This window comes from Chitinophaga pinensis DSM 2588, from assembly GCF_000024005.1.
Classification (GTDB): domain Bacteria; phylum Bacteroidota; class Bacteroidia; order Chitinophagales; family Chitinophagaceae; genus Chitinophaga; species Chitinophaga pinensis.
On the sequence record NC_013132.1, the window covers coordinates 6061209 to 6087586 of the forward strand.

Annotated in this window: 18 protein-coding genes; 5 read left to right on the top strand and 13 right to left on the bottom strand. The window is 47.6% G+C overall.

The annotated features are described in order from the left end of the window. Nucleotides 1-24 precede the first annotated feature (24 nt). Nucleotides 25-3213 carry a SusC/RagA family TonB-linked outer membrane protein gene (locus CPIN_RS24055; protein ID WP_148230631.1) on the bottom strand — a complete coding sequence of 1063 codons (3189 nt, stop codon included), beginning with the start codon at nucleotides 3211-3213 and terminating at the stop codon, nucleotides 25-27. Nucleotides 3214-3580: 367 nt separating this feature from the next. Here CPIN_RS24055 and CPIN_RS24060 point away from each other — a divergent pair, with 367 nt between their 5' ends. The 4 genes from CPIN_RS24060 to CPIN_RS24075 all read left to right on the top strand — a co-directional run bounded on the left by CPIN_RS24060 (nucleotide 3581) and on the right by CPIN_RS24075 (nucleotide 10498). Then, the gene (locus tag CPIN_RS24060; protein WP_012792452.1) at nucleotides 3581-4369 is read left to right on the top strand and encodes a response regulator transcription factor; all 789 of its coding nucleotides are present in this window, start codon (nucleotides 3581-3583) and stop codon (nucleotides 4367-4369) included. 87 nt (nucleotides 4370-4456) lie between these two features. Continuing rightward, nucleotides 4457-6715 carry a tetratricopeptide repeat-containing sensor histidine kinase gene (locus CPIN_RS24065; protein ID WP_012792453.1) on the top strand — a complete coding sequence of 753 codons (2259 nt, stop codon included), beginning with the start codon at nucleotides 4457-4459 and terminating at the stop codon, nucleotides 6713-6715. 169 nt (nucleotides 6716-6884) lie between these two features. Further along, nucleotides 6885-9125: a tetratricopeptide repeat-containing sensor histidine kinase gene (locus CPIN_RS36990; protein WP_012792454.1), complete on the top strand. Its 2241-nt coding sequence runs from the start codon at nucleotides 6885-6887 to the stop codon at nucleotides 9123-9125. Further along, on the top strand, nucleotides 9125-10498 hold the full coding sequence (locus CPIN_RS24075; protein WP_012792455.1) for a sigma-54-dependent transcriptional regulator: 1374 nt from the start codon (nucleotides 9125-9127) through the stop codon (nucleotides 10496-10498). The genes CPIN_RS36990 and CPIN_RS24075 overlap by 1 nt, the downstream gene beginning before the upstream one ends. 4 nt (nucleotides 10499-10502) lie before the next feature. On the opposite strand, the gene CPIN_RS24080 is transcribed toward CPIN_RS24075, so the two are convergent. The 3 genes from CPIN_RS24080 to CPIN_RS24090 all read right to left on the bottom strand — a co-directional run bounded on the left by CPIN_RS24080 (nucleotide 10503) and on the right by CPIN_RS24090 (nucleotide 15615). Continuing rightward, a complete protein-coding gene (locus tag CPIN_RS24080) occupies nucleotides 10503-12128 on the bottom strand; it encodes a sigma-54 interaction domain-containing protein (protein ID WP_012792456.1) in 1626 nt (541 codons plus the stop codon). Between the two features lie 232 nt (nucleotides 12129-12360). Then, entirely contained in the window at nucleotides 12361-13872 is a 1512-nt protein-coding gene (locus CPIN_RS24085; RefSeq protein ID WP_012792457.1) for an RICIN domain-containing protein, read from the bottom strand. A 33-nt stretch (nucleotides 13873-13905) separates the two neighbouring features. Continuing rightward, nucleotides 13906-15615 carry an RICIN domain-containing protein gene (locus CPIN_RS24090; RefSeq protein WP_012792458.1) on the bottom strand — a complete coding sequence of 570 codons (1710 nt, stop codon included), beginning with the start codon at nucleotides 15613-15615 and terminating at the stop codon, nucleotides 13906-13908. A gap of 346 nt (nucleotides 15616-15961) precedes the next feature. Between CPIN_RS24090 and CPIN_RS24095 the strand changes: the two genes are divergently transcribed. After that, nucleotides 15962-17362 (top strand): sialate O-acetylesterase, encoded by a 1401-nt coding sequence (locus CPIN_RS24095; RefSeq protein WP_187294688.1) that lies wholly within the window; start codon nucleotides 15962-15964, stop codon nucleotides 17360-17362. Nucleotides 17363-17460: 98 nt separating this feature from the next. Here CPIN_RS24095 and CPIN_RS24100 read toward each other — a convergent pair whose 3' ends face one another. From CPIN_RS24100 to CPIN_RS24140, 9 genes are all read right to left on the bottom strand, one after another. Further along, a complete protein-coding gene (locus CPIN_RS24100) occupies nucleotides 17461-18300 on the bottom strand; it encodes a helix-turn-helix transcriptional regulator (protein WP_012792460.1) in 840 nt (279 codons plus the stop codon). 39 nt (nucleotides 18301-18339) lie between these two features. Beyond that, entirely contained in the window at nucleotides 18340-19281 is a 942-nt protein-coding gene (locus CPIN_RS24105) for an NADP-dependent oxidoreductase (RefSeq protein WP_012792461.1), read from the bottom strand. A 202-nt stretch (nucleotides 19282-19483) separates the two neighbouring features. Then, nucleotides 19484-20023 (bottom strand): hypothetical protein, encoded by a 540-nt coding sequence (locus CPIN_RS24110; protein ID WP_012792462.1) that lies wholly within the window; start codon nucleotides 20021-20023, stop codon nucleotides 19484-19486. A gap of 18 nt (nucleotides 20024-20041) precedes the next feature. Next, nucleotides 20042-20563: a type VI secretion system TssO gene (locus CPIN_RS24115; protein ID WP_012792463.1), complete on the bottom strand. Its 522-nt coding sequence runs from the start codon at nucleotides 20561-20563 to the stop codon at nucleotides 20042-20044. A gap of 93 nt (nucleotides 20564-20656) precedes the next feature. Then, the gene (locus CPIN_RS24120; RefSeq protein ID WP_012792464.1) at nucleotides 20657-21823 is read right to left on the bottom strand and encodes a Hint domain-containing protein; all 1167 of its coding nucleotides are present in this window, start codon (nucleotides 21821-21823) and stop codon (nucleotides 20657-20659) included. After that, entirely contained in the window at nucleotides 21823-22626 is an 804-nt protein-coding gene (locus CPIN_RS24125; protein WP_012792465.1) for a hypothetical protein, read from the bottom strand. Before CPIN_RS24125 ends, CPIN_RS24120 begins: the two co-directional genes overlap by 1 nt. A 4-nt stretch (nucleotides 22627-22630) precedes the next feature. Next, nucleotides 22631-24430 (bottom strand): type VI secretion system Vgr family protein, encoded by a 1800-nt coding sequence (locus CPIN_RS24130; RefSeq protein ID WP_012792466.1) that lies wholly within the window; start codon nucleotides 24428-24430, stop codon nucleotides 22631-22633. A 21-nt stretch (nucleotides 24431-24451) separates the two neighbouring features. After that, entirely contained in the window at nucleotides 24452-25186 is a 735-nt protein-coding gene (locus CPIN_RS24135; protein WP_012792467.1) for a hypothetical protein, read from the bottom strand. Between the two features lie 35 nt (nucleotides 25187-25221). Next, nucleotides 25222-26373, bottom strand: a complete 1152-nt coding sequence (locus CPIN_RS24140) for a hypothetical protein (protein WP_012792468.1) — start codon at nucleotides 26371-26373, stop codon at nucleotides 25222-25224. Between the last annotated feature and the right edge of the window lie 5 nt (nucleotides 26374-26378).

A 26378-nucleotide genomic window follows, 5' to 3' on the forward strand; every position in this document is an offset into this window, starting at 1 on the left:
TCTGATCGTTTTTACTGCGCTTTTTTAGAAACCTACCTGCAAGCCAAACTGGAATGACCTTGCGGAAGGATACTGACCATAATCAACACCATTGGTAAGTGTCGTATTCTTGGAACCGATCTCCGGATCCCATCCCTTGTAACCGGTAAAAGTCAGCAGGTTCTGAGAGGAAACATACACCCTGAAATTGCTGACTGCCCCATGGGTAAGCGTACGTAACGCAGATGCCGGCAATGAGTAACCAAGAATAACGTTCTTCAGACGCAGATAAGAGCCATTCTCGATCCAGCGGTCTGATACGCGGGCATTCTGGTTAGGATCACCACTGACTGCCCTCGGGATATCTGTATTGGTATTGCCCGGTGTCCACGCATCCAGTACTTCCACACCTGCACCAAACAGACGGGCCATACCTTCACGCAATACACGGGTACCATTGAAGATTTTGTTACCCTGCACTCCCTGGAAGAATAAGGAGAGATCAAAGCTTTTATAGCTACCGCTGTAGTTCAGCGCATAAGTGAACTTAGGAATATAGGTACCGAGGAAGGTACGGTCATCCGCAGTGATCTTACCATCTCCATTCAGGTCTTTGAATTTGATATCACCGGCAGCAGTAGATTTTGCCGGATCAGACCCTTCAATCTGCACCGGGCTCTTATTCACTTCGTCCTGACTCTGGAAAATGCCATCTACCACGTAACCATAAAAAGACTGGATCGCCTGTCCGGCTACTGTACGGGTCATGTTGCCGTTGCCAAAGTCCGCATCTGCACCGGCGTCGATCGTAGCACCGGGGGTATTCAGACTAAGAATCCTGTTCTTGATAAACCCGATATTACCGCTCAGATTCCAGGTAAAGTTGCCACCGGTTTTATTATAGCCCAGTTGCAGATCCACGCCGTTATTCCTCATAGAAGCCGCATTCAATTCCGAACCAGTTCCCCCGAAACCAAAGCTATAAGGCGTCGGAATTGTCAGGATCAGGTTATCTGTCTGTCTCCGGTACCATTCAGCAGTAAAAGTGATACGGTTATTAAACAAACCCAGGTCCAGTCCGATATTCAACTGTTTGGTTTTCTCCCATTCCAGTCCGCTGCTGGCCAGCTGATTGTAATAAGAAGCATTACCGACTGTGATGGTATTACCAAAAGGATAACTCGCACCATTGGCTTGTACTACCGCCTGCCAGGGATACTCGTTGGAAAGAATGGAATTCTGCAATGCAGGAAAGACGCCGATTGCATTCAGACCTGTGACACCCCATCCACCACGAAGCTTCAATTCTGAGAGAGCAGTCACCGGTTGCAGGAAAGGCTCCTGGTCGATCTTCCAACCTGCTGATACAGATGGGAAACTCTGGAACTTTTTACCGGGCGCCCATACGGAAAGTCCATCACGACGGATAGCGCCACTAAGCAAATATTTGCCGGCAAAATCATAACTGACACGACCAATATAAGACTGTATCAAAGTAGCCGTACGGGAGGAAAAAGCCGTCACATTCGTAGCACCCACAAATGTTTCCCGGTCATTAGTACTCTGGTTGCCGGATTGTGTCTCCCCGAAATTATCCGCCTGTTGCCTCTCATATACAGCCACCGCATTGATATGGTGTTGACCAAATGTCTTGTCAAAAGTCAGCTGTTGTGTATATAACAAAGTTGTTCTGTTGGAGCGCTGGTCATTGATCGTCGCGACAGACGCATTCCTACCCTTGTCATTGTAAATAGGCAGGAATTCATGCTGATAGTTCGAAACATAATCCGCCCCGAATGTAGAGCGGAAATTCAGCCAGGTCGTAAGATTCACCTGCGCATACACAGTACCCAGTAACTTGAATACCTGGCGGTGTGCATTACCCAGAAGAATTGCATCTTCCACCGGATTGGTAGGGTCTGCACCATCCACACTGTTCTCCGCATTCCGGAACCCGCCATTAGTCGTCGGATCATATACCGGCAGATAGGGCAATGCCCTGATAATATTAGCCAGGCGGGTCCTGTTACCGGAAGTATTGTCATAGCGCTGTTTGGAATAAGACAGCAATAGGTTTTCTCCTACGGTAAACGCCTTACTGATATTATGTTCTGAGTTGATACGGAAATTACCACGCTCATAATTAACACCCTGCGCGATACCATCCTGCTTCAGGTGTCCGGCGGACATATAATAACGGGAGGCTTCATTACCGCCGCTCACAGATACATTCGACTGTGTGATCAGTGCTTTTCTGAAATAAGCATCCTGCCAATCTGTATTTGTCTGTGCAAAGCTCTGGGAAGTACCGTCATACAGCGGTTGATTGAAATTAGCATCTTCCAGACGCGGAGGTTTGGCAATACCCGCTGCACCATTCAAGGCACGCTCATATTGCAGGTATTGTTGCGTATTAAGCAGGTCGACGGTCTTCCAGGCAGATTGTACGCCCACGTAAGAGTCAAAGTTGACATGCGGTTTGCCATCCCGGGAACCTTTCTTGGTGGTAATGATGATAACGCCATTGGTGGCACGGGAACCATAAATAGCTGCCGCACTCGCATCCTTCAGCACTTCTACCGATTGCACATCTCTACTGTCGAAACTGGCCAGGTTAGAAGTCGGAAATCCGTCTATCACATACAGCGGGTCAGAAGCATAGCTGATAGAACTGATACCCCTGATACGGATGATCGGATCGGAACCAGGCGTACCGTTATTAGTAACGGTCAGACCAGCCACACGACCTTGCAGGGCCTGTTGTACGCTGACTACCGGCAATTCGGCAATGGTCTTACTGTTGACAGAAGCCACAGAACCCGTCAGGGAACTTTTCTTCTGTGCACCATAACCGATCACCACCATCTGCTCCAGTGATTGTGAATTCGGAGCAAGGCTGATCTCGTACTTGGCGCCACTGCCCACCGTTACCTGTGCGGTGGTATACCCCACAAAACTGAATAACAGTACGTCGCCTGCGGCAGCACTGATACTGTAACTACCATCAGTACCGGTAACAGTACCTCTGGAAGTGTTTTTAATAGCGACGGTAACACCAGACAGGGGCTTCCCTGTCTCGTCGAGTACCTTACCTCTGACTGGTGGGTTGTTCTGGGCATAGGCGCCGGTCAGCAACAACATGGCCACAATTGTGGTCAGCCAAACCGGAAGCGCACTTTTCTGTTTGCCGGGGGCCGGACGCATCCGGAGAAAAGCTCGTAAAGAAAGCTTCATAACGCGGGAAATTGATAGTTTTTAAATGATAATATACTAGCAGAGAAAAAATATTGTCAACTTAACACACATTAAGTAGAACATTGAGTAGAGAACATCATCTCCGGGGAACACAGTATTTCATATGGGAATTATTTTTTGTTAAGCAGATATTGGTTCTCGCTGTTGAACGCAGGTGTGAAGTACCTTATAAATTATCAGATTCTTTGGTCAGTGCTTATCAATAATTAGTTATTATTTCTCAAATCACAATCGGTTGCGTAAATTTAGGGAGTGAACCCGAAATAATGAATCCGGAAGTCTGGCCATATTGAGAACAGGAACGTTATACTGATACATTTATTTATCGCTTTTATCTGAACCACGTATGCAAGACACACTATTAATAGTGGATGACAACAAGGACATATTACAGCTGCTGTCCAGGGACCTGGGGAAGGACTACCTCGTCGTTACCGCTCAAAACGGCCAACATGCGCTTGAAATGATAGAAAATCATCCTGTCCGCATCATCATCTCAGATATGCAGACGCCGTTGCTCAGTGGTTTTGACCTTTGTCAGCACGTCAAAACAAGCCTGCACTACGCGCATATTCCTGTTATTCTTCTGACGGCAGGAAAAAGGTTGCAATCCCAGTTAGATGGACTGAAAGCAGGTGCCGATGCCTGTATTGATAAACCCTTTTCCTCCGAACACCTGAAGGCCCAGATCAATAGCTTGCTGAACAACCGGAAAAAGATCAGGGCCTATTACACCCGCTACCCACAGGGCCATATCGCAACTGCCCATTGTCCCAAACCGGAAGAAGACTTTCTCGCTGCATTAAACAGCCTTATTCTCGACAATATCGAAAACACGGCCCTGGATGTAGACCTGCTGGCAAAACTGCTGAACATCAGCCGCCCTACCCTTTACAGGAAGATCAAGGCGCTGTCTGATATGACGCCCAATGAACTCGTCATGGAAACCAGACTGAAAAAAGCAGTCGAATTACTGACAGGTACGGGGTATAAAATATTTGAAGTTGCCCTGATGACCGGATTCAATTCCCAGAGCAGTTTTGGCAAGGCTTTTCTCCGGCAGTTCAAGATGACGCCTACCGCTTTTCAACAGATCAGAAAAAAAGATGGAATCCTCCGGACATCCTTTTTATAGCAAAAAATCACCTTGCTTTTGCTATCTTTCCGCCTTATTTTTAGGCAAATGAGCTCTTTTTGCGTGTAGAAAGAGTATGTGAACAATATGAATCATCACCACAAAACCGGCGGCACCCGCCTGTTATTCTTTATTATAAACCTGCTTTTCCTTACCTGTGGAACAGCATTTACTTACGCGGCTTCGGCCGACGACCGGCAGGCGCCCGTAACAGAAATTACACACCTGATGGAAAAAGGCCAGCATATATTGCTAAAGCCAGGTGCTGAGCGGAAAGATATAGATAGCGTGCTGCAAATCGCAGATCGGATGGAAGCAGTAAGCAAACAGCTACAAGATGAGCAGGGACTCGGATTAAGTAAACTGCTAAGGGTGATGGCACTCCGGGAAGATGGCCACCCTGAAAAAGGACGACCATTTGCCAGGGAAGCAGTTGATCTGCTCGGTCGCTCAGGAAGTAAACGCCAGAAGGCAGACGCCATCCTGGAATTAGGTAGTACTTATAGTAATTCAGACCCCGATCTCCTGCCCAAAATAGCGCTCTATGAACAGGGCATTGCCATTTACCAGCAACTGGGAAATAAAATGAAAGAGGCCACCCTGCTGGAAGTATTAGGAGACCTATATCTGCTGAAACAGGAACTTCCAACAGCCATGGCCCACCTGAATCGCGCGCTGGCACTTTATAAATCACTCAACTATCCAAGGCTGCAGGGTATTTATGCCCTCATGGGCAGTGTGTACAACGAACAGAGTAATTTCGTGGAAGCACTGCGCTATAACCTGCTGGCCGTGAAAAGAGGCGAGGAGCAGCACGATTCCAGTACCCTTATGGCCGCTATTTATAACCGGCTTGCCATCAGCTATTATAGCATCGATTACAATAAACAGGCGCTGGAATATTACCAGAAAGGCATCCGCATATCCCGGATCAACAACGATGTTGCCGGTGTGCAAAACCTGCTTTTTAATATCGGAGAGATCCTGGGAAAAATGAAACGGTATGACGAAGCACTGGACAGCCTGAATACGGCCTATACTCGTTTTCCCGTAGCCGACATATACGACGAAGGGTACTTTATGATGCGGTATTTGACTATCTATGGCAACATGAAGGACTATAGCAATGCAGAAAAATATTACCGGAAAATACTACCCATTTACGGACAGGTGAATGAAGGCATGAAACAGGAGCTGAGGGTAACAATAGCCTCCTACCTGACCAAAACCAATCATTACGCAGAAGCAGCACATTATCTGGATTCCTTCGCGATTATGGAGACTTCTTATCCGGCTGCTGTATCGCGCAACGCCATGGTCGCACTTCTGCAATACAAAACAGATTCCGCATTAGGCAATCTTTCAGGCGCTATTAAACATATACTTCGGCACAAAATGTTGTCTGACTCCGCGCGTAATCTCGCCCTGTCAAAACAACTGGGACAGATCCAGCTACAGTTTGAAACGGAGCAGAAAGATAAAGACATCAGACTCCTGGTACAGAAAAACCAGTTGCAGGAAGCTGACCTGCAAAAAGAAAAGGTCTTCCGCTATGTGATCATTGGTGGTGTAATCATCCTCATTGCCTTCCTCACCCTGATGTATGCCCGCTACCGGAGTAAAAAGCGGACCAACATCCAGCTGGAAACCCAGCAGAATGAGATCAACGCACAGAACGAAGCACTCAAAGGACTGCTGGATGAAAAAGAATGGCTGCTGAAAGAAATTCACCATCGGGTGAAAAACAACCTGCAGATCATCATCAGCCTCCTCAACACACAATCCCAGTACCTGAATAACAAAGACGCCCTGGCAGCTATCCGCAACAGCCAGCAGCGCATGTATTCCATGTCCCTCATACACCAGCGACTGTATCAGACAGACAACCTGGGTAAGATCGACATGCACTGGTATATCCCCGAGATGATCGGGTACATGAAGGACAGCTTCGAAACAGAGAAAAAGATCAGTTTTAAGGTCGATTGCACCCCTATAGAGCTCGATGTGATCCAGGCAGTACCTCTGGGCCTCATTTTGAATGAAGCGGTCAGCAATGCCATTAAATATGCCTTTCCGGATGATCGCAGGGGAAGGATATCGGTGAATTTACAGATGATCGCAGAAGATACCTGTGAACTCAGTGTCAGCGACGACGGTGTCGGTATCCCCGAAGGAAAAGACCCGTTAGCCACCGCCTCTCTTGGTATGAGCCTCATGGAGGGTCTCGCCATGCAGCTGGATGGAACTTTTGACCTGCGCAATAATTATCCGGGCGTTTCTGTCAGAATTTCGTTCAAATACCAGAACTTTGCTGCCAGCGAAAAAGCACTCGCTTACGCCGACTAAAGGTTTTCTTCTGACGCTTTTCATAAAATTGCGATATATCGTAAATTCTTTTAACGCTCATTTTCATCAAACCTTCTGATAATCAAATAATAGCATTCTGGTACCGATATTGGTAGGTACTACACTTCGTTGAATCAGCAGCGAACCTATCAAAATTGATTATTACAGCATGAGCGGCATCCGCTATATACTTTCTATCAGCTTTCTACTGCTTACGGTCTGTGGACGGTCTCACGCAACTGTGTTTCTTTCCGGAGAAGACGAGCGGTCCGCTGCCATTGCCACCATACATACCTTATGGCAACAGGGGGATCGCATTCTTGCTAAACCCCATCCGCTTACAGCCGATTGCGATAGCGCAAAACATATCTCACAGAAGATGGCCACCCTCAGCCGCAGGTTTAATTATGACCAGGGATTAGGTCTCAGCCAACAGCTCATGAGCGCTGCACTGCGTTACAATAACCAGGGCAACGAGGCCATCGCTTATGCCATGGAAGCCGTAGACATCCTCAGTAAAGCGGGTACGGAAAAACAGAAAGCAGACGCCTTTATCGAACTGGCAGGCTGCTACAGCAATGCCGATACCGACCTTCCTGTTAAGATATCCCTGTATGAAAAAGGCGCCCGTAGCTATCACCAGCTGGGCGATAAAGTCCGCGAAGCCGCCCTGCTGGAAATGATCGGCGATCTCTATCAGCTAAAGAAAGACTATACCACCGCCCTGTCCCGGCTAAAACAGTCACTGGCACTTTACCAGTCCGCCGGCTTTCAGCGCCTGCAGGGCGTCTATGCACTGATCGGCACCGTCTGCAATGAACAGAACAATTTCGTCGAAGGCTTACGTTATAATATGCTCGCCGTTCAAACCGGCGAACAGGTAAAGGATACAAGTCAACTGATGGCCACCGTCTACCACCGCCTGGGCATGAGCTATCATAGTATCAATTATACCCGGCAGGCACTGGAATATTATAAAAAAGCACTCCTCCTCGCCTATCAGCTGAACGACTCGGCCGCTGTCCAGAACTATCAGCTCAACATTGCCGAACTGTTCATCAAAACCGGTAAATACAAGGAAAGTATCGATACGCTCAACGTTGCTGTCAATTACCATCCCATCACCGAAGCAGACGACCTCAGTTACGTATACCGGCAATACCTGCGCTTATACCTGGCCCTGCACGACTACCACAAAGCAAATACCTGGTACCAGAAAATACTGCAACTCTATAATAGCGACAAAGCTTCCGCATATGAAAAAACGGTATCCTCTGCTTACCTATCTTTGTATCTTGTAGAAACAGGTCGCTTCCGGGAAGCGGCAACGTACCTGAATAGCGCTGCCACACAACAGATTTCATCCGTACAGGGCAACGCTATGCTGGAACGCCTCCGCTACAGAACGGATTCGGCACTGGGTAATCTGGCTGGCGCTATTGCACACTTTCAGCAGTATACCGTCTTATCAGATTCACTGAATAGCGTGGCACAGACAAGACAGCTGGGGCAACTGCAATTGCAGTTTGAAACTGAAGAAAAGGATAAAGACATTCTGCTGCTGACACAGAAAAGTCAGCTACAGGCCAGCTCCCTGGAAAAGGAGATCATGATCCGGTACCTGATCATCGGCGGGATATTAGTCCTGATCGTTTTTCTTGTATTGGTCTACAACCGCTACAGAAGTAATAAGCGGACCAACATCAAACTGGAAGGTCAGCAGCTGGAGATCAACGAACAGAATGAAACACTGAAGGCACTGCTCGATGAAAAAGAATGGTTGCTGAAAGAAATACATCACCGGGTAAAGAATAACCTGCAGATTATTATCAGTCTGCTGAACACACAATCGCAATACCTGAACAATGAAGATGCACTGGCAGCCATCCGCAACAGCCAGCAACGGATGTACTCCATGTCGCTTATTCACCAGCGCCTGTATCAGACAGAAAACCTCGGAAAGATAGACATGAACTGGTACATTCCCGAAATGATCACCTACATCAGGGATAGCCTGGATACAAACGCGCATATCACCTTCAAAGTGGATAGCGATCATGTGGCGCTGGATGTAGCAGAAGCAGTACCACTCGGACTCATTCTGAACGAAGCCGTCAGCAATGCATTGAAATACGCCTTTCCCCATCAGACCAAAGGCAACATTGAAATCAGTTTTAAAGCCACTCAGGACGGCAATTGCTTCCTGGATATCAGTGACAACGGCGTCGGTATTCCCGAAGGGAAAAACATCGCCGAATCCGCCTCTCTTGGTATGAGCCTGATGCAGGGACTCAGCCTTCAGCTGGATGGTACATTTACACTGTCCGACAATCATCCGGGCGTATCCATTACGGTCGCCTTCAGATGCAAGGAATTTATATCGAACGAAAATATACATACACACACCTGATGAACAGTAAAGGAAACATATTGATAGTTGAAGACGAATTTATTGTCGCAAATGATCTGCGTCTTATGCTTCAGAAAGCAGGATACGCCATCTGTGGCATTGCGGCTTCTGTTGTGCAGGCGCGTGCGCTGATTGAAAAACACAGTCCGGAATGGGTATTACTGGATATCATCCTTAAAGGCGACCTGTCCGGTATTGACCTGGGAAAAGAGTTAATGGAGAAAAAAGTACCGTTCCTTTACATTTCCGCCAATACCAACCACCGTACCCTGGAAGCGGCCAAACTAACTCAGCCCTATGGTTTCCTTGTAAAGCCTTTCCGGGAAAAAGACCTCTTTGTGATGCTGGACATCGCACGATACAAACATCAGACAGAAAACGTGCGCCTGCAGCGGGAAGCTGCCGTAAAAGCAGACACCAACTGCCTGGATGCTATTATCGGGACCAGTCCGAAAACCAAAGAACTGATAGAACAGATAAAAATAGTCGCCCCCTCCGATACCTCTGTGCTGATCACCGGCGAAAGTGGTACCGGTAAGGAAATGGTGGCACAATGTATACACCGTCTCTCTCCACGTGCTAATCGGCCGCTGGTAGTCGTGAACTGCGCCGCCCTGCCCCTCTCCCTCATAGAAACAGAGCTCTTCGGTCATGAAAAAGGCGCTTTCACCGGCGCAACACAGAAACGTACCGGCCGCTTCGAACAAGCCGATAAAGGCACTATCTTCCTCGACGAGATCGGGGAAATGCCGCCGGATGCACAGGTAAAACTACTAAGGGTATTACAGGAAAAAGAGATCGAACGTGTAGGCGGAGAAAGCCCGGTAAAAGTGGACGTTCGTATCATTGCAGCTACCAACAGACAACTGGAAAAAGAAGTAGCAGAAGGCCGGTTCAGACTGGACCTCTATTACCGCCTGAGTATCTTCCCCCTGGAATTACCGCCGCTGCGAAACAGAAAAGAAGACATTCATGCGCTGGCGCACCATTTCCTGAGAAAATATGCTACAAAGAATAATATACCGGTAGAAGGTATCAGCGATAATGCGATGCGGGAACTGATGTCCTACGACTGGCCGGGTAACATCCGCGAACTGGAACACGTCATCGAAAGACATGTGTTGCTGTCAACCACCCATCAGATTGAGCGTATCGATATGCCGGCAGCCCTCTTACGGGAAACTGAAACGGTGCAGTCAGGGAAACTGAAAACAATGGAAGAAGTGGAACGTGATCATATCATCAATGCCCTGAAAGCAGGCAAAGGAAAGGTATCCGGACCAGGCGGCGCAGCCGAACTACTTAGTATGCCCGCCCAGACACTCTACTCCCGCATGAAAAAACTGGGCATTAAACAGACTTTTAAAGGGTAGATCTTTATTCCTCCTGGGACGCGCCGTCTACATTGACGTAATGCGACTTTTTAATACCTAATTTTTTCATTCGCGAATTCAGCGTGGTAGAAGGCAGTTTCAGTTTTGCCGCGGCCCCGTTAGGCCCGGCAATCCTGCCATTGCAAAGCTTCAATACCTTCAGGATATACTCTTTCTCCATCAGGTCAAGGGGCAGTATAAATGTACTATCCGGGTCTTTGGACGCCGTAACAGGCACACCCGGCAGGTCTATCTTTGCAATGACCGGTGTGGTGGTCAGCAGCAAAGTTCTCTCCATCAGATGTTCCAGCTCCCGCACATTACCCGGCCACTCATAATGCATCAGCCCCTCCATGGCCTTCGCCGATATGGAAGGCGCCTCCCTCCTGCTGTTCGCAGCAAAGCGTTGCAGGAAATGGTTCGCCAGTGCCGGTATATCTTCCTTCCGCTCACGAAGCGGTGGAATCGCAATAGGGAATACATGCAAACGATAATACAGATCACTCCTGAAACGCCCCGCTCTTACCTCTTCTTCCAGGTTACGGTTCGTAGCCGCCACAATACGCACATTCACTTTAATAGAACCCTTCCCCCCGATGCGCTCTATTTCCTTTTCCTGTAAAACACGGAGTAATTTCGACTGAAACTCCAAAGGCAATTCGCCGATCTCGTCGAGGAATAACGTACTGTGATCCGCCAGCTCAAACTTCCCGATCCTGCGCTGCGTCGCGCCGGTAAAACTCCCCTTCTCATGCCCGAACAACTCACTTTCGATCAGATGGGGTGGTAAAGCCGCACAGTTTACCTTAATCATCAGGTTGTCCCTGCGCGGAGAGCCGGCATGAATAGCACGCGCAAACACTTCTTTACCCGTTCCCGTCTCTCCCAGCAGTAATACGGTAGATTCCGAAGGAGCCACCCTGGAAAGAATGGTAATACGGCGCTGCATCTCGGCAGAAGTACCTACAATATCGGCAAACGTATTCTGTAAACCCTGCTGCTCCTGCAGATAATGATTCTCGTTCTGTAATTTCTGGCGGAAGCGTTCAATCTCCTGCAACTGCTTTTCGATCGTTTCATTCGCCAGGATATTACTGATCCCGATACCAAGTATATTGGTAATAGCGTTGGTCAGCCGGGCATCCACCTCACTGAATGCATCCCTTTGATCGGTAAATAAATACAATAGACCCTTCGGCTGCTGACCATTACAGATCTTTACCGCCATCATTTCCACAACACCGACATTGAACCAGCGATAGATATAAGGCGGTACCAGTCTGCCCCGCATGAGCTTTTGCAGTTCAAAGCTCACGGGACCGTCTGCTTCCAGCACAAGGTTAAAAACCCCGTCCTCAATCGGATGCAGATCACTGATGATAGGCGTCTCGCCTGTTCTGGATTTTATAGTCGATTCCTCGCTATGTAGAAAAGGCGAATGTGTCACACCATCCTCATTGATCATACAGATGGTGTAGTATTTACTGTTAAAAAGTTCCAGCAGCTGTGCTGTAATCAGATTATCCCAGAGATCTTCCCGGTGCCGCGCAGCCGCGATTCTATTACTCAACTCCAGCAAAATAGCCTGCTCTTTCTCTTTTTGTACAAGTTGCTCCGAAAACATCTCCATACATTAATATTTTGTTCACTGTTTCCTACTATGCTACCAGCAAACATAAACAGAAAAGGCGACATGCGATAAATAATTAAGAATTAAGAGTTAAGAATTAAGAACGCAGGAAAGCTCACCGTAAACTGCCTATAAAGCAACAGGCACTCCATTGAAGACCTGTCGCGCTATATGCAGGCGTTACCCGCCACCAATTCTTAACTCTTAATTCTTAACTCTTAATTCTTAATTCCTAATTCCTAATTAAAAATGCCCATTGCTGATGCGCACCGCCATTGTTACCATACTGTTCGATAGCAACGCCGGGAGCCGTAGACTGCGCAGGAATTTCCAGCACCTTGCCACTCTGTACACCCGTGATATAAAAATAGTCACCGGAAACAGCCGACAATGTCCATTGCTGGTTCTCACCTCCGCTATAATCATACAATTGCAACTCTGCACCGTCCTGCAAAGACTGCCCCTTTATATCCAGCGATTTTCCACTCTGTACACCGATGATCTTATAACGGTTGTTGCCCAGGTATGTCAACTGCCAGCGCTGATTCACGCCGCCATTATCCGTATATTGCTGTATCGCCGTACCACTGACAGTTCCCTGTCCGGCAGCATCCATTACAAGTCCGCTGTTCCTGTTCACGATGCTATAAATACCATCTGCCAGCACAGGTGTATTATTGACATAAGGCGCCAATACCGCTTTCAGTAATCCGGCGATCTTAATATGTCCAGACTCACTGGGATGCAGGTTATCCGGCAGGTAGTCAGCAGTGGATTGGGTAATCCAGCCATCCGTATTCACATAATGTACCTTTCTATCACCAGCTGCAATACGGTCAGCTACAGCAGCGGCCGTAGGTTGTGCACGGATGCCCAGAAAAGTACGCAGTACAAATATTTCCGCCTGCGGATACTTCGTACGGATATCCTGTAATAACTGGAAATATACCGCCTGAAATACACTGTCTGAATCCTCATAGTCGCTGTCATTCGTACCCAGGTTCAGTACAATTGCCTGCGGCGTATACCGGCTGAAGTCCCAGTTGGGAGCAGATGGATAATTCGGCGTTTTTAGTTTAAAATACTGCCTGTCCATCGCGACACCGTGCCGCGGACTACTCACTAGCGCAATACCCGGATAAGCAATCTGGGTATGCTCCGTACCGAGCGCTTCCGAACAGATCCAGGCGTAGTCAGAAACATTCGCCTGATCATCCATGAAACCCGCAGTAATAGAATCACCGATATATTCTATGAGATAGGAAGAAGTCGCAGGTTTGCTTGTTACGGCGTCTATATCGAGTATCAGTCCTTCGAATACAAACAGGTAATCATAATCCCTCCCCTGCGCCACACTGAGTGTATGTTGGCCATCAGGCAAGGGGGTAGTCGTGAGATCGATCACCCCACCGATATTCCTGTAAGAGATCCAGGGACCGCCATCGATACTCACATAAAAATCACTGATGTTACCCGTTTTGATCTTCACCGTCGTACCGGTGAAGTTTACCCGGATATAGGCGCCGCCCCACCAGGCACTGAACTTTGTACTGTCGCTGAAATCCCAGCGGCCAAAGTATTGGATATTTTCATCCCGCAGACTACCATACCCGCTCCCAGGCTGCGCTGCCGCTAATTTTGCTGCGTCCATATGTAACTTTGCTTCATTATCCTCTTTCTTTGCGCAACCGCTCAAGAAAAAGGCAAGCAATAGTAGTACAAATCCGCTTAATGTTCTTAACATTTACTATAGTTGATGTATTTACAATGGATGATATCAGGGAGCGCTGATCAGCCACTGCTGATTAGCACCGTTATTGACGCCGTACTGTTCGATGATAATACCTGCTGTCGTCGAGAAGGCAGGTACCTCCAGCACCTTACCACTTTGAGCGCCCTGGATCGTATAACCACCTCCCGCAGCGGGTGAAATGATCCAGTCCTGGTTAGCCCCCGCATTGTAATCATACAACTGCAATGTCGCGCCATCCAATAATGACTGCCCCTTTATATCAAGCGACTTTCCACTCTGTACACCGATAATCTTATAGTGATCGCCTCCCAGACTGGTAATAGTCCATTGCTGGTTGGTACCACCGGAATATCCCCATTGCTGTATAGCCGTCTCATTCGCCGTGCCCTGTCCCTTTGCATCGAGTGCAAGGTTACTGTTACGGTTGATAATCCTGTAGGTGCCATCTGCCAGCGGACCAGCACCGCCTATAACATGTGGGGTTGGATGGGTAGCCTGGTAAGGAATCTGACCTTTGATCATTTTACCTGCATCATTCACAAGACGCAGATAGAAGTCGGAAGATACCGCTACGCCATCCTGATCCAGGTGAACAAAACTCGTATTAGCAGGCGCCTGTGATGCATTCTCCGCTACTTTGAAAATAGCAGTCCCCTCATTCACTTCATCAAACATCGCCACATACAGACTCTTTGCTCCTACCTGTTTCATCACGGCTACCTGTGCCCACATGAAATCACCGTGATTGCGCGGAATTTCATTCAGCGGACTACCCGCATTCGTATTATGAAAAGAGAATCCCGGGTAAGCGATCGGTTGATAGTCCATACCATGCGCTTCGCAATAATCGTAATCTCCTTTGATCCATGGCTGATATGTCGGACCAACCTGCGCAGCCACTGCCCATGGAGACAACATATCAAATGACTCATAGACCGTCATAAAGTTGTCCCTTGTAAATACCCCCTGCGGCGTACGCCAGTCCATCGGTACACTACCGATCACATAACATCCCTGGCTTTTAAACCAGCTGATAACATCCAGGCATTGCGCAGAATCGCCTGCACCAGGCACTTTTGCACCGAGATATCCCATCCCGAAAATGCAGACAACAGGCTTGCCGTTCTGTTTTGCATAAGCAGGAGAAGATAGCAGGTTTAAAGTACCCGTGATCGTATTAGTCCAATCCGTTTTTATACGGCTCTGCATATCCGCATCACCGGAAATATCATACATGATATAAAACTTACGGCCACTCGCTTCAGCCGCATTTCTCACTTTCTGCGCCATACCATCGCGCATAGACTTAAACGGCGGGTCGGATAACTCCCCGGTAAAACGCTGCAAGGCAGCACAGTCAATACCATTCTCCTGCATCCATCTGAAATGAACGTCCACGGTAGACTGGTCATAAGAGGAGAACATCTTTGCGGGGCGTCCGTCAGGCAATGCAGGAAAAGGCGTCTGATAACTAGTCGTATACTCTTTCATCTCAGGCCACATTTCAAGGTTCTGGTGCGTCCATCTGTCTACAGCAGAGCCATCGCCAGGTGCGGTAAACCATCCCTGGTAACCGACAGTTACTTTTCCTACTACATCTCCGACGGGTGAACCGGCAACAACGGCATCAGCTTTTAAAGAGGAATTGTCAAGGGCATTTTCACTGTTTTCTTTCTTGGTACAACCTGATAACAGGGCGAGCAAAAGCCCCGAGGCGAACAAGGTTTTCTTCATAAGATAACTGGTTATGTAATGGTTATTAAAGGCCGGTAAAGGCCGGTTTTCAGTAAGGCCCTGTTTGCAAATGCCAGGCCATGTCATTAATGTTTTGCAGCTGAGTCAGTTCTGAAATATAAGGGGCATTATTTTTTACGCTATTTCGGAAATTAATGACGTTTTTTATGATATATCATACAAGAATTAGGAATTAGGAATTAAGAATTAAGAATTGAAATGCAGCGAAGATCTTCGCGGTAACTCTTAATTCTTAATTCTTAATTCTTAATTCCTAATTCTTAATTCCTAATTTTCTAACTCTTTTCTTATATTTACCTACACCCTTCAAAACGTTATGACCAACATGAATTGTTTCAACCTCACCTGCGCCCTCCTCCTGGCATTGCCCCTTGCACTGAAAGCTACCGTAAAACCACACAGCCTCTTCACCGATCATATGGTATTGCAGAAAGGTGTTCCTGTACCGGTATGGGGCGAAGCAGCCGACGGGGAACAGGTATCTGTTTCCTTCAATGGACAGGAGGTATCTACCGTAGCAAAAAATGGCAAATGGATGGTGAAACTAAATCCACTGCCATATATCACTACGCCCGCAACGATGACCATCAAAGGCACCAATACCGTCAGTATCAGCGACGTCCTGGTAGGAGAAGTATGGGTGTGTAGCGGACAATCAAACATGGAACGCCAGCTGGGACCAAGACCGCCACAGCTACCTATCACCAACTGGGAACAGGAAAGAGATAAAGCCAATTACCCCCTGATCAGGGAATATTATGTACCGCTGAAGTATTCTGCTGAAAAGATCCCGGACGTACACCAGCAATGGACTGTCTGCTCTCCACAGACAGCCGCCGACTTTTCTGCAGTAGGTTATTTCTTTACCAGCGAATTATACAAGAAATTAAAGATCCCTGTAGGTTTTATCTTCACCGCTTATGGTGGTACGCCGGCGGAAGACTGGACCAGCGAAGAAGCCCTTAACAGCGATCCCGCACTGGCCGATTTCTCAAAAAACTACGACAATATCAAATATGGATACATGCCACAGGGCAAGAAGAAAAGCGGCCTCTATAATGGCATGATCTACCCGATTCTACCCTACGCCGTAAAAGGTGTCGCCTGGTACCAGGGAGAAGCCAATAACGAATTACCAGGGATCTATCCGGCCATTCTCTCTAATATGATCCGGAACTGGCGTACCGACTTCGGACAGGGAGACATCCCCTTCCTGATTGTACAGATCGCCCCCTACAAAGACATGACGCCTGAGATCAGAGAAGCGCAATTGCTCGTAACAAAACAGGTAAAAAACACAGCCCTGATCGTTACTACGGACTGCGGAGATCCCAAGGATATCCACCCGTCCAATAAACGTCCTGTAGGCGAACGCCTGGCTACAGCTGCTATCGGTATGGTCTATCAGCAACCGGGAGAATATGCCGGCCCTGTTTACGAGGGATACGAAGTTAAAGGTCATGAAATCATCGTCTATTTCTCGCACACCGGCGAAGGCTTAAAAACAAAGGCCAATACAGCTTTAAAAGGCTTTACAATAGCAGGCGCGGATAAACAGTTCCAGCCAGCGAAGGCGGTGATTCAGGGAAACAGTATCATCGTCTCCCGCAAAGGGCTGAAGGATCCTGTAGCAGTAAGATATGGCTGGGCGAATGTACCGGATGTAAACCTGTATAATTCGGCTGACCTGCCTGCTTCTCCGTTCAGAACAGATACAGGAAAATAAAAAGACCTTCCTTAAGACTTAATACTACATTATAATTAAAAAGCCGCGCTGTATCATCACACAGCACGGCTTTTTTAATTACACACAAGATCTTTATATCACGCCCCTGTCGAACAGGCAGGTTCTGTCGGATAATATTTCTTAATCACCTTCGCCATATGACTGGCATCCGTAAAACCCAGTTCATACGCAATCTCCTTCGCACTCTGGTCAGAGTTCTGTAAACGACTCTGTGCTACATTGACACGCGACTTCAGAATATACTCTTTTAAACTCTCCCCAGTCTTCTTCCTGAAATACTCGCTGACATAAGTCGTAGACAGATTGAACTGCCCGGCCAGTGATTCTATCCGCAGTTTCTCATTGTCAAACAGGTTGAACTGAATATATTGCAACATGTCACTGACCTGCTTATCGCCCGACTGATGCTCGCGCTTGAAAGTCTGTTCAAAATTACGGCGCAGAATATTCAGCAAGGCAAACATATGCGCACGGATGATCGAGTCAGATTGTTCCCGCTTATCAATATACTCCCCATGAATACCTTTGATCAGGGTCACCAGCATGTTCTTATCGGCAGTATTATGGATGATATCTCCCGGCTGACGGTTATAGCTGCTCAGTATATAGTGCAGATTCTGGAACCATTCCGTATAGTCCATCATCTGCATACTGTCTTTTTTGAAGAACAGTCCGTTAAACCTGATAAAGATAAAGGTAGTAGGCTGCGAGAGCATAAAAGTGTGGCAGTCCAGTGGCGGCAGCAGGAAAATATTGTCCTGCTGATAGGGTATTACTGTATGATTGATACACTGCTCCCCGGCGCCTTCTTCTATATAAACGAGTTCGAAGAAATTATGCTGGTGCGGACGTTTGGTCCATTCCTGTAAAGATTCCCTGCTCACAAAAAAAGGTTGCGCCGAATGTTCTACCTGCATATGATCTGTTTTCTGGTACTCAAAGTTAGCGCATATTTTCTATGGAAGGGTCAATACGATCTTGCCACGGGTGCCGCCCGTTTCCTGCTGCTGATGGGCAATATCCATCTGGGAGAAGTCATAATGGTTCACATAAGGTCTTAGTATGCCTTTTTCAAGCAGGTCTGCAATGATCTTCATGTCCGCGCCGCTGGACTGTACCAGGAAGAAAAAGGCAAGTACGTCCTTCTCTTTTGCCTTTGCTGCCACTTCCTCCGGAACGGTAGTAGGAATACTTACAATATAACCGCCTTCCTTTACCACCGGGATAGACCGGAGGATCGTCTCTGCACCCAGCGCATCAAATACCGCATCCACATCCTTTACCACTTCCTCAAATCGCTGGCTTTTATAGTCGATATGCTCATCTGCGCCAATGCCCAGTACAAACTCTTTATTGGCAGCAGAAGAAGTACCGATCACATAGGCGCCCAGGTGTTTGGCGATCTGCACCACAAAATGCCCTACACCACCTGCAGCGGCATGCACCAGTATACGCTGTCCCTTTTTCAGGTAGATCTGTTTTACCAGTGCCTGGTAGGCCGTCAGAGCTGCCAGTGTAGCGGCCGCGGCCTGCTGATGGGTTACATTTGCCGGTTTCAGGGTCAGGTGGGCAGCCGGAGCAGCCACATATTCTGCATACGCTTTACCGTGCCCGGGAAAATTCACCATTCCAAATACTTCATCACCAACCTTAAAATCGTTTACGGCGCTTCCTACAGCCGTAATTTCACCGGAGATATCCCAACCCAGGATAATTGGGTTTTCGGTCTTTAAACGGCCTGCTACGCCTTTCCCTTCACGTGTTTTTACATCCACAGGATTAATGCTGAGTGCATGTACTTTTACCAGCACTTCATGCTCGCCAGGTTCCGGAACAGGTAATTCGGCATTTATCAGCTTATCGGTACCGCCAAATTCATTTATAATAATCGCTTTCATACTGTGTGTTTCTATCTGTTTATATGTCTTTGAACAGTACAAAGGTCATACATGCCTGTCCGGAGAAAAAGTACGAATCGGGGTAAGAACGGTATTTTTCAGGGTTATAGGCTTAAAAAGAGGCAGCTGCCTCCCCGTCGGAAGACAGCCGCCATGTGACAGATAACGAACGCTCTTTAAAAAAGTTGATTAAACCAATGAATTATGGAATATAGGTCGCGTTGACAGCCATTGCGGCATCCAGCAATGCGCGGTATAACTCACTGAGCAGATCCCTGGTGGTATTATACCAGGCCAAATATTCCGCTTCCTTTCGTTTTTTCCCATTGAAATCACCTAATCTTGATTCCTGGGCTTTTGCGTCTACAGTGTAGTAAGTAATATCCCGGTGAAAACGGGTCATCTCTACATACCCCCGTGTATGCGTAGAACCGCCATCTGATACAATCACATCATTTGCATACTGTGGCAGTATCCTGTCTACCGCACTTCTCGTATCTCGCGCAAACCTGGAATAACGCTGATCATTAGCAGGATCGCCAACGGATGCCGTCCGGAACTCTGCATTATTCCTGCTTCTGATAAACTGCTCCGCCAGTGTCTCCAGCCGCGCAATCGCCGTCAATGCCCTTGTACGTCGCTCTGTCGTCGCCGCTGGATTGATCCGTCCTCTCAATACACCGGCCAGCTCCTGCGCCAGATCTCCCAGGGCATTGAATATGTGCTCTCCCTGTGCACTCATAAAAATGGTATTTAATGGTTAATGCCTGAATATGCCTAAACTGAGTTTGTCCTGTGCGGATTTGTTCAACCGCAGACAAGCATCCAGCTGTGACTTCACACTCTCCAGCTGGAAACGGGTGGTGAACAAAGAATCCTGTATGCCAGCCATCTGCGACGCATCATCCGCCATCTTCTGATACAAAGCAAAACTTGGCGTGTTTTGAGGCTGCTGCTTCAACAGCTCTTTGATCTTAAAAATGGAATTCTGTATATCCGCCAGCATGATAGCCTGATTATCCATCTCTGCCGCATTGATAGAGGAAAAACGGGACAGTTCATTGAAGCGGTTGAGCATCGCGTCAAACTGTGTGTTGATGTCTTTTCTTTTGGCGAGTAATTGCTCCGCATCATCCACTTCATGTTGCAACAATTCGTACTCATGCCGCTGTGTAGCGAAAAAGAAGTACAGGCAACCCAGGGAGAAAAGCGCCAGTATCAGGAAATTAATACCAAACATGATATATGCTTTCCTTAACTCGCTGTCATTGATCGGTTTCATATCTCTTTTACTATTATCAGCTAATCGTGCTATACAACACGCAACCTTAATTCTTAATTCTTAATTCTTAATTCTTAATTCTTCCCCTTACACTCAGCAATAAGAGGCATTATGTACCAATATGCCTTCTGTTGTCACGAAATAGTTCTCGTTATCATACATCGAGAAATTATATACGGTTGTACTGGCAGGAATCAATCCTGTATGGCGTATCCCTACCGGCTGACCAGTAATATTCTCTAACACATGACCGGGTGCCAAGGCTCCTGCTTCCATCCAACCGGTTGCTGTCATAAACGGGTGCTCAGGGGTCACTTCAAACAGAATCCCGTTTTCCAGTTCGACCACCACCATACTCAAAGCCGTACGTCTATGCAGTTCCTTAATCGGTTTCAGCTGTCGCTCACCTGTCTGCTCGTCCATTGTCCAGAGCAACACCTCCTGTGTGATCGTTTCGATCGGTAAGAGGCCATTATTCGTATATACCAATGTGCCTGCCGGAAAACAGGTCATGGTTGCGCCCTTCGCAGCAAACAGGGAGATAGTGAGCTCCGTACCGCTGGCCTGTAACTGGTTAGCGCTGCGCTGTTCTTCGCTATTCCAGACTTCCTCCGGTGAACCGGAAAAAACAGACGTCCCCTTTACCTGACGACTTATTAGACTGGTCGCTCCTGATAAAGCCGCCGGATTGAACATCGCAGGCGCGCCTTGTTGCCCGCCATTCATATTACCCAATCCCCTGCCTGCCAGCAGACTATACGCAAACGCTGCAATATTGCCCAGGTTACGGCGACTAGTGGCCGTCATCGCCAGCCAGAAAGTATCCACACTATCAATCATCACCGCCTCTGAAGGACATAACAACTTACTCCGGCCCACTACCAATGCCGCATGTCCGTTGATCTCCAGTTTAGTAGATGCACCGATCCACTTCCTTGCAGGCGCACTCAGGTTACATTTCATCGTTCCCATACCACTGGCCAGCAACAGGAGATTAGGGGGTATACCCATACGTGGCAATCCGATACCCGGCACACTCATCACCGCTACTGCCTTCTTTTGCAAAACAGATACCGGCGGCGCTGCAACCGCCAGATTACCCATACACATGAACGCATTCCCGATCATCGTATCCGCCGTTGTTGCCGCCAGATGTCCGCTAAAGGAAACTTCCCGCTGACTCATCACCTTCATCTGCTTGAACATGACGCCCTTAGGGCATACCAGGTAATGCTTTTCTGTTAACCACTGCTGTTCCATTATCCGATCTTTTCAAGCTGTAAATACAGGTCAGACTTATACTCCTCATTCAGCTGCTCAAATACCGTCATCTCTGCCGATTGCAACACGCCGTCTGCTGTATGCTGAAAACTGCCTCTGGTGAAATGTCTGATATCCAGTTCCTGCTGACCGGTCACCCGCGTGATCATACCTTTATCGATACGGCCACTATTATCCAGTACGGCTTCCGTATGTATCGTATACCCTGCCTCCCGCTGATCCTTCCGGAAAGTCTGTACCACCGGCATCATAAAGCCTATTCCCATGCGGTCAGGTGTTGCTGTCTGCCTTTTAGCCGGCAATTCCTGCTGTGCGCCATAGTCAGACAGGAACAGCTGCATAAAATGCGTATTGGAAAGATTATCAATAATCGCGACCGGCTGGTCCATCTCCCGGTCCCGGTGACGGATCACTTCAAATGCCGCTACCGGATTCACCTGCATCAGTTCTTTTTTCAAGCCCTCCCACTTCGTTTTTATTTCCGGGAGATTCAGCAGCCCCCTGATAGCCCCGTCCTTGCTGATACAGATATGCTGGCGGTTATAGATGCTGGCCAGCCGGTTCACGTACTCAATCAGCTGATAAGTGTTCGGATCGAAATAATCTGTTAATTTTACTTCCTTCTCTTCCAGCACATACTCCTGCAACTCCGGTCGCATACTATTTGCGCCTCGCGCGCTTAGTTCATAACGTCCTTCTGTTGCAAAACTGTCCATCATTGTCAGCATCTTCACGTTCCCTTTTACCGTCAGCCTAAACCTTGTCACATTTTGCGCTTCCATTGTACTATGAATTTATTTTCACCGGACTACCTTCAATAATTGTTTTACTCCCTGCAATTGTCACCGTCTTACCATTCAACTCCGCACTGGATGCACCCACCACGGATAATTCTTTCTGCGAAGAGATCTGCAGCCGGGATCCGAACTCCATACTGCCATTCCTGGTAGGTGCGCCATCTCCGGTAACCGTAAAATCATCTGCCGCACGGATCTCAATATTCCTGGCCTGCAAAACGATTTTATCCTGCTGTTTATCCATGATGATCATCACCTTGCCGGTCTGCAGTGTGATGTTGTTATCCGTATTCACGGTAATCGCATTCTTCCCGTTTATGGCAATGAAGTTGAGATCCGTCTTATCCTTCACCAGGATACCGCCGCTGTCATCCATGCTGATGGTATGACCGCTTTTAGTCGTCAGACTCTTCTGGTCATTATTCGTATTACCGCCAACACCGTTTTTACCATGGAAGACACTTCCCATGACGATCGGACGAGCCATATTGCCATCTTCAAATCCAACCAGCACCTGATCGCCCTTCTCCGGTATAAACACAAAGCCCCTGTTTTTGGTCACCTTCGTACTATTTCCTGCATCCGGTGTTACGACACGTAACCACACCGTAGGATCGTTTGTCTCACAGACCCACTTGAACTGCACCCTTACCCGGCCCTGTCCAAGCGGATCTGCGTTATCGATCACTTCCGCCAGTAACATATCAGGAGCTGGTCTGCGGTACCCGCTAAACGATATTTTCTCCGCCGTAGATACGATCCCTTCAAATGTATTGGAATAACTCCCGTCCCCATCTATCATATGCACGATCGCTGTAATCAGAAACTTGCCCAGACTTTTAGTCGTAAACCCTGTACCCTGCCGCAGACTCATAGACACATTGATGATCTTCCCGATACCGGCCTCCGGATTATCGCCACGTCCTGTGATCTTCAGCAGTTGTCCGCTATTGGCTTTCTCCTCATTGTCCACCACCTCTTTCAACTCTGCATTATTCTCTACACGGACCATCGAAGGCTGATTAAACACTTTACTGAAAGTTTTACCTGATGTACTGCTCGCATGTGTCAGATCCGGACGGCCACCACTGCCGGGACTGCCCTTACTCTGCAACATCTCATCCTGCTGCGGATTATAAGCAAAGCGGTTGTTACGTAATGGCGCGACCTCAATCCCATAATCAAGACTTTGTACATCTCTTCCGTACACCAGCGATACTTCTGTCTGCGAAGCGGGCTTACCGAAATTCAGTTGTTCACCATCATAGTAAAACCACTCATAGTATTCACCACTGAGCCGGTTGAGAAAGTCGAAATCACTTTCCTGGTATTGCATCACATAGTCGATGGGTTTCTTCCGCTCCGGATTGACCACCATCCGCAGATCGTTTGCGGGTGTATCATGTGTGGCCAGCCTGACAATTGCAGACAGTGTTTTATTATAGTAAGAACCCAGATCAGGGCCACGTTCTATCAGTATCGTCGGACTATATCCACTGGCCACGATGACCCCATGGTAACCATGGCTCTGTGTCAGCGATACCTTGGTCACTACGCCGGAGAATTGTTGTTGTTTGCCTCCGGCTACGCCGAAAGAAGCGGTGAGTGTCTTACCGACCAGGTTACGGCTGTCATCCAGTTCTATCAGTCCCGGCGCCCCCAGCAGATCATGATTGAAGCGTACTTCAAAAAAGTGATGTGCATTGAAGCGCTGGTGCAACTCGAATGACATAACATAGGCGATCTCTTTGCCGTCTATGGTAATATCTTTAATTAGCTGAATATCCATTACTCGGTATTTAGAATTGAGTTACCTGAAATCGGACAACTTAAACTTGATATAAACCAGTTTATAAGTGATCCTCCCATCTTTCAGCATCTCATTGAAAACCTCTCTTACAACGTTTTCAGCTCCTGCACCATGATTATTTGCAGTATAAGTGCCCTTTCTGCCCAACCCGAAGGAGCCTCCTGCGGCTTCGCCCTTCGGCTCCAGCGCCGTCTTCAATTTGGATAAGCCTTTTGACTCATAATGTTCGAATAAGGTCTTCTTGAATTCTGCGCCATTAATGCTCATGGCATATTCCACGACATGCGTATCACTGTTATCTGTACCATCACAATACCCGATACTATATTTTGCATTCGCACATATGCCGCCATAGGATTCCTGCACAGGCATAGCATTATTACGTTCCAGATAAAGAAACTCATCCTTTGTCATAGATCCATACCAGTGATAGGCCGTAGAATAATCCTCGTTCACTCCTCTCGGCTGATACTGTTTAATACCAGAACCTTCGTTACCGGTAAATTCGATATGTGTGGTATTTTTATAAACATGAAATCTGCCATATCGGATAAACCTGTTTTCTCCATGACACAATTTTCCCGAATTAAGTATCTTCCGTATAATGGTCTCCTTCTCCCGCTGATCCGGTTCCGTATCTTTCTGCAACTTGAATGAACCGTCCCTGCTATTGATCCTGTTACCATTGATAGCATGATTATATTTAAACACGGAATGCTGAATGATCTTACCCATTACATAAGCTTTAAATTGTTAACAAATCCTATTGATCAATCCAATAATGTCCAGGCACGTTTTGCCTGCACCTGCTGTACAATCTGTTGTTCGGCGACTACAATATTCTCCCTCCGCTGACCGATATATTCCAGCGTGCTCAGTTTCTTCCACAACGCGGTCACTACTTTCAGGAACTCTTCTATCAATGACACGCTGGCATAAATATCCTGGTGATCGTATATCAGCTCTATTGCACGGGCCAGCAGTTCTTCGAAATTGCCAGGTGTCACATCCCTCCATTCATAGAAATACTTCAGCATCTCTTCTCTTTCCTTTGCAGCAATATGCCGGATACCGGTAAAAAACACATGTGCCAGTCCGGAGAAACATTGCGCCAGGTAAACAGGCGCCTGTTGATAGCCCAGATTGCGATAGCTAAAGAATACCTGTGCCAGGTAATCCAGCATCTTCTCTGACACCAGCCGGATATTCTTCCCCAGCGGTGTAACAGACTCTTTCCCTGTTGTTTTATCAATGATGGTAAAGGCAGACAATTGCAGGTCGTTCATTAAGGCGCTGAACTGCTCATAATAGCGTATCAGCACCGGATGACTCAACACCGTACTGCTGGGCGGTATATAATTATTATTCACGGTGATACGGCCATTGGAAACATGAATCTGCCCGATCGTCAGACTGTTACTATCCGCTGCCTTCGGAGCGATTGCCGCCGTAGGCAAGAGGGAAATAGTATACCCTTTCGCCACCTCCGGATATCGTGGCGGATTATCCTCCGGATCAGGAATACCGGCAGGCACCCGCTCAAACGGATTCACCGAAAGGATCACATTATAGGAGATAGTTCGGCCTTCGCTGTTCTCCTGAAAATAATGGCCGTAGTGCAGCTGATGCTGTAAGCTGCCAGCGCCGTCTATATCAATCCTGTTCCCTTCTGCCGTAATCGCATTCAACACCCTGACACTGATCTCCACATGGTTCGTCGCCTTCTCCATGATCTCAATATCATAGGCACTACGTTGTCCGGCAAAGGGCGGCAGGATGCCATAATTATAACTGGTCAGTACCAGCGAACGCGCATCTCGCACAATATCCTGGTGATGCTGGTCAGTATCTACAAAGTGGGTACTCGACAGCTTCATGCCATCTACCCAGTTAACCGGCTTATATTTCAGTGGTACTATCATTGCAC